2 rRNA genes are annotated in these 5,134 nt (G+C 54.6%); both read right to left on the bottom strand.

Going from position 1 to position 5,134, the window contains the following annotated elements:
• Positions 1 to 12: 12 nt before the first annotated feature.
• Positions 13 to 3,143, bottom strand: a 23S ribosomal RNA gene (locus ABIE24_RS17635).
• 457 nt (positions 3,144 to 3,600) lie between these two features.
• Positions 3,601 to 5,123: ribosomal RNA gene (locus ABIE24_RS17630) — 16S ribosomal RNA — on the bottom strand.
• Together the 16S and 23S rRNA genes form the textbook arrangement of a ribosomal RNA operon.
• Between the last annotated feature and the right edge of the window lie 11 nt (positions 5,124 to 5,134).

Below are 5,134 nucleotides of genomic sequence, written 5' to 3'. Positions count from 1 at the left end.
AGGGTGGGTTTGATTATCAAGTTATCGGCTTATTAGTACCGGTCAGCTCCGAGAGTCGTTAGTCCTCTCTTCCACATCCGGCCTATCAACCCAGTAGTCTAGCTGGGAGCCTCTCGCCCGAAGGCGTGGAAATCTCATCTTGAGGCCGGCTTCCCGCTTAGATGCTTTCAGCGGTTATCCATCCCGAACGTAGCTAATCAGCGGTGCTCCTGGCGGAACAACTGACACACCAGAGGTTCGTCCAACCCGGTCCTCTCGTACTAGGGTCAGATCCTCTCAAATTTCCTGCGCGCGCAGCGGATAGGGACCGAACTGTCTCACGACGTTCTAAACCCAGCTCGCGTACCGCTTTAATGGGCGAACAGCCCAACCCTTGGGACCTACTCCAGCCCCAGGATGCGACGAGCCGACATCGAGGTGCCAAACCATGCCGTCGATATGGACTCTTGGGCAAGATCAGCCTGTTATCCCCGAGGTACCTTTTATCCGTTGAGCGACAGCGCTTCCACAAGCCACTGCCGGATCACTAGTCCCGACTTTCGTCCCTGCTCGACTTGTCAGTCTCACAGTCAAGCTCCCTTGTGCACTTACACTCGACATCTGATTGCCAACCAGATTGAGGGAACCTTTGGGCGCCTCCGTTACTTTTTAGGAGGCAACCGCCCCAGTTAAACTACCCACCAGGCACTGTCCCTGAACCGGATTACGGTTCGAAGTTAGATATCCAATATGACCAGAGTGGTATTTCAACAATGACTCCACCGACACTAGCGTGCCGGCTTCACAGTCTCCCACCTATCCTACACAAGCCACACCGAACACCAATACCAAGCTGTAGTAAAGGTCACGGGGTCTTTCCGTCCTGCTGCGCGTAACGAGCATCTTTACTCGTAGTGCAATTTCGCCGAGTTCGCGGTTGAGACAGCTGGGAAGTCGTTACGCCATTCGTGCAGGTCGGAACTTACCCGACAAGGAATTTCGCTACCTTAGGATGGTTATAGTTACCACCGCCGTTTACTGGGGCTTAAATTCTCAGCTTCGCCTTGCGGCTAACCGTTCCTCTTAACCTTCCAGCACCGGGCAGGCGTCAGTCCGTATACATCGTCTTGCGACTTGGCACGGACCTGTGTTTTTAGTAAACAGTCGCTTCCCACTGGTCTCTGCGGCCCTACCACGCTTCCCGGAGTAAATCCGCTGACGTGTCAGGCCCCCCTTCTCCCGAAGTTACGGGGGCATTTTGCCGAGTTCCTTAACCACGATTCTCTCGATCTCCTTGGTATTCTCTACCTGACCACCTGAGTCGGTTTGGGGTACGGGTGACTGGAACCTCGCGTCGATGCTTTTCTTGGCAGCATAGGATCATCGGATCTTGCCCTTGCGGGCTCCCCTTCAGTTCTCAGCCTGGATGAGAGACGGATTTGCCTATCTCTCGGCCTACAACCTTGGCCTGGGACAACCATCGCCCAGGACCGACTACCTTCCTGCGTCACACCTGTTAATACGCTAACCGCACCAGCATAGGGTCGTGCGCTAGGCCTCCCGTCTCACCCCGAAGGGATCAATCAGAAGGATTCAGACACTTAGCATTACTGGATTAGTTTGGGCGGTTCTTCGTCAGTACGGGAATATCAACCCGTTGTCCATCGACTACGCCTGTCGGCCTCGCCTTAGGTCCCGACTTACCCAGGGCGGATTAGCCTGGCCCTGGAACCCTTGGTCTTTCGGAGGACGGGTTTCTCACCCGTCTTTCGCTACTCATGCCTGCATTCTCACTCGTGTGGCCTCCACGGCTGGTTTACACCGCCGCTTCGCTGGCCACACGACGCTCTCCTACCCATCAACATGGCTGGACCAACACACTCAATGTGCGGCCTACCTAAAACGTCAATGCCACAACTTCGGTGGCGTGCTTGAGCCCCGTTAAATTGTCGGCGCGGAATCACTTGACCAGTGAGCTATTACGCACTCTTTCAAGGGTGGCTGCTTCTAAGCCAACCTCCTGGTTGTCTGTGCAACTCCACATCCTTTCCCACTTAGCACGCGCTTGGGGACCTTAGTTGGTGGTCTGGGTTGTTTCCCTCTCGACGATGAAGCTTATCCCCCACCGTCTCACTGCTGCGCTCTCACTTACCGGCATTCGGAGTTTGGCTGACGTCAGTAACCTTTTAGGGCCCATTAGCCATCCAGTAGCTCTACCTCCGGCAAGAAACACGCAACGCTGCACCTAAATGCATTTCGGAGAGAACCAGCTATCACGAAGTTTGATTGGCCTTTCACCCCTATCCACAGCTCATCCCCTCAGTTTTCAACCTAAGTGGGTTCGGTCCTCCACGCGCTCTTACACGCGCTTCAACCTGGCCATGGATAGATCACTTCGCTTCGGGTCTAGGACATGCGACTGAATCGCCCTATTCAGACTCGCTTTCGCTACGGCTACCCCTCACGGGTTAACCTCGCCACATATCGCTAACTCGCAGGCTCATTCTTCAAAAGGCACGCTGTCACCCCTACAAGGAGGCTCCAACGGTTTGTAAGCAAACGGTTTCAGGTACTATTTCACTCCCCTCCCGGGGTACTTTTCACCTTTCCCTCACGGTACTTGTTCGCTATCGGTCATCTGGGAGTATTTAGGCTTATCAGGTGGTCCTGACAGATTCACACGGGATTTCTCGGGCCCCGTGATACTTGGGATACTTCTCGCGCCATCACGTCATTTCGACTACGGGGTTCGCACCCTCTCTGACCAGGCTTTCAATCCTGTTCGTCTATAACGCTCTGTAACGCTGCACCAGCGGCAGCCAGTACTGAAAAGTCCCACAACCCCGAACATGCAACCCCTGCCGGGTATCACACATGCTCGGTTTAGCCTGTTCCGATTTCGCTCGCCACTACTGACGGAATCACTGTTGTTTTCTCTTCCTGTGGGTACTGAGATGTTTCACTTCCCCACGTTCCCTCTACCCGCCCTATATATTCAGGCGGGAGTCACCAGGTCGACTTGCGACGCCTGGCGGGGTTTCCCCATTCGGAAATCCTCGGATCGAAGCTTGTTTATCAGCTCCCCGAGGCTTATCGCAGATTACTACGTCCTTCTTCGGCTCCAGATGCCAAGGCATCCACCGTTTGCTCTTAGAAACTTGCAATCACATGAGTTTGAATCGAATTTATCGTTTCGGAAAAATTGACCAATGAACTCTGAACAATAAAGTCCAGAGCAAATTGTTTCTGTGATTTGAACATTAGATGTTCAAATCTAAGATGCTCGCGTCCACTGTGTAGTTCTCAAAGTACGGGCGGTACCCACCCCGCCGGCCACCATAACGGTTCTGCCAACAGGAGAAGGTCCAGAGAGTTCAGCCCACAACCACTTCCGTGACTGTGTTCCGGTCCCTCAGGACCCAACAGCGTGCAACAGCGAACCAGGCCGACCCGACACTTTCCTTCCCAGGTAAACCCGGGCGTACTCGTGTCGGAACATTCCGATCCGCATCAATGTCAATGTTCCACCCATGAGCGCCAGCAGGAAACATTTGCTCCTGAACTGACTTGGCACCACTACTGCGTCCTGTAAACAGGGACGCGGGTGCACATGCTCCTTAGAAAGGAGGTGATCCAGCCGCACCTTCCGGTACGGCTACCTTGTTACGACTTAGTCCTAATTACCAATCCCACCTTAGACGGCTCCCTCCCAATAAAGGGTTAGGCCACCGGCGTCGGGTGTTACCGACTTTCATGACTTGACGGGCGGTGTGTACAAGGCCCGGGAACGTATTCACCGCAGCGTTGCTGATCTGCGATTACTAGCGACTCCGACTTCATGAGGTCGAGTTGCAGACCTCAATCCGAACTGGGACCAGCTTTTTGGGATTCGCTCCACCTTACGGTATTGCAGCCCTTTGTACTGGCCATTGTAGCATGCGTGAAGCCCAAGACATAAGGGGCATGATGATTTGACGTCGTCCCCACCTTCCTCCGAGTTGACCCCGGCAGTATCCCATGAGTTCCCACCATTACGTGCTGGCAACATAGAACGAGGGTTGCGCTCGTTGCGGGACTTAACCCAACATCTCACGACACGAGCTGACGACAACCATGCACCACCTGTATACCGACCTTGCGGGGCGACGATCTCTCGCCGTTTCCGGTATATGTCAAGCCTTGGTAAGGTTCTTCGCGTTGCATCGAATTAATCCGCATGCTCCGCCGCTTGTGCGGGCCCCCGTCAATTCCTTTGAGTTTTAGCCTTGCGGCCGTACTCCCCAGGCGGGGAACTTAATGCGTTAGCTGCGACACGGAGACCGTGGAATGGTCCCCACATCTAGTTCCCAACGTTTACGGGGTGGACTACCAGGGTATCTAAGCCTGTTTGCTCCCCACCCTTTCGCTCCTCAGCGTCAGTAACGGCCCAGAGATCTGCCTTCGCCATCGGTGTTCCTCCTGATATCTGCGCATTCCACCGCTACACCAGGAATTCCAATCTCCCCTACCGCACTCTAGTCTGCCCGTACCCACTGCAGGCCCGAGGTTGAGCCTCGGGTTTTCACAGCAGACGCGACAAACCGCCTACGAGCTCTTTACGCCCAATAATTCCGGACAACGCTTGCACCCTACGTATTACCGCGGCTGCTGGCACGTAGTTAGCCGGTGCTTTTTCTGCAGGTACCGTCACTTTCGCTTCTTCCCTGCTAAAAGAGGTTTACAACCCGAAGGCCGTCGTCCCTCACGCGGCGTTGCTGCATCAGGCTTTCGCCCATTGTGCAATATTCCCCACTGCTGCCTCCCGTAGGAGTCTGGGCCGTGTCTCAGTCCCAGTGTGGCCGGTCACCCTCTCAGGCCGGCTACCCGTCGTAGGCTTGGTGAGCCATTACCTCACCAACTACCTGATAGGCCGCGAGTCCATCCTTGACCAAAATTCTTTCCACCAACACTCGATGCCGAGGCTGGTCGTATCCGGTATTAGACGTCGTTTCCAACGCTTATCCCAGAGTCAAGGGCAGGTTACTCACGTGTTACTCACCCGTTCGCCACTAATCCCCCCAGCAAGCTGGAGTTCATCGTTCGACTTGCATGTGTTAAGCACGCCGCCAGCGTTCGTCCTGAGCCAGGATCAAACTCTCCGTAAATGTTTAATTGC

Origin of the sequence: Mycetocola sp. 2940 (assembly GCF_040548835.1) — a bacterium.
Classification (GTDB): Bacteria; Actinomycetota; Actinomycetes; order Actinomycetales; family Microbacteriaceae; genus Mycetocola_A.
Note: the sequence above shows the minus strand (reverse complement) of the source record. Positions and strands in the feature narration are given on the sequence as shown.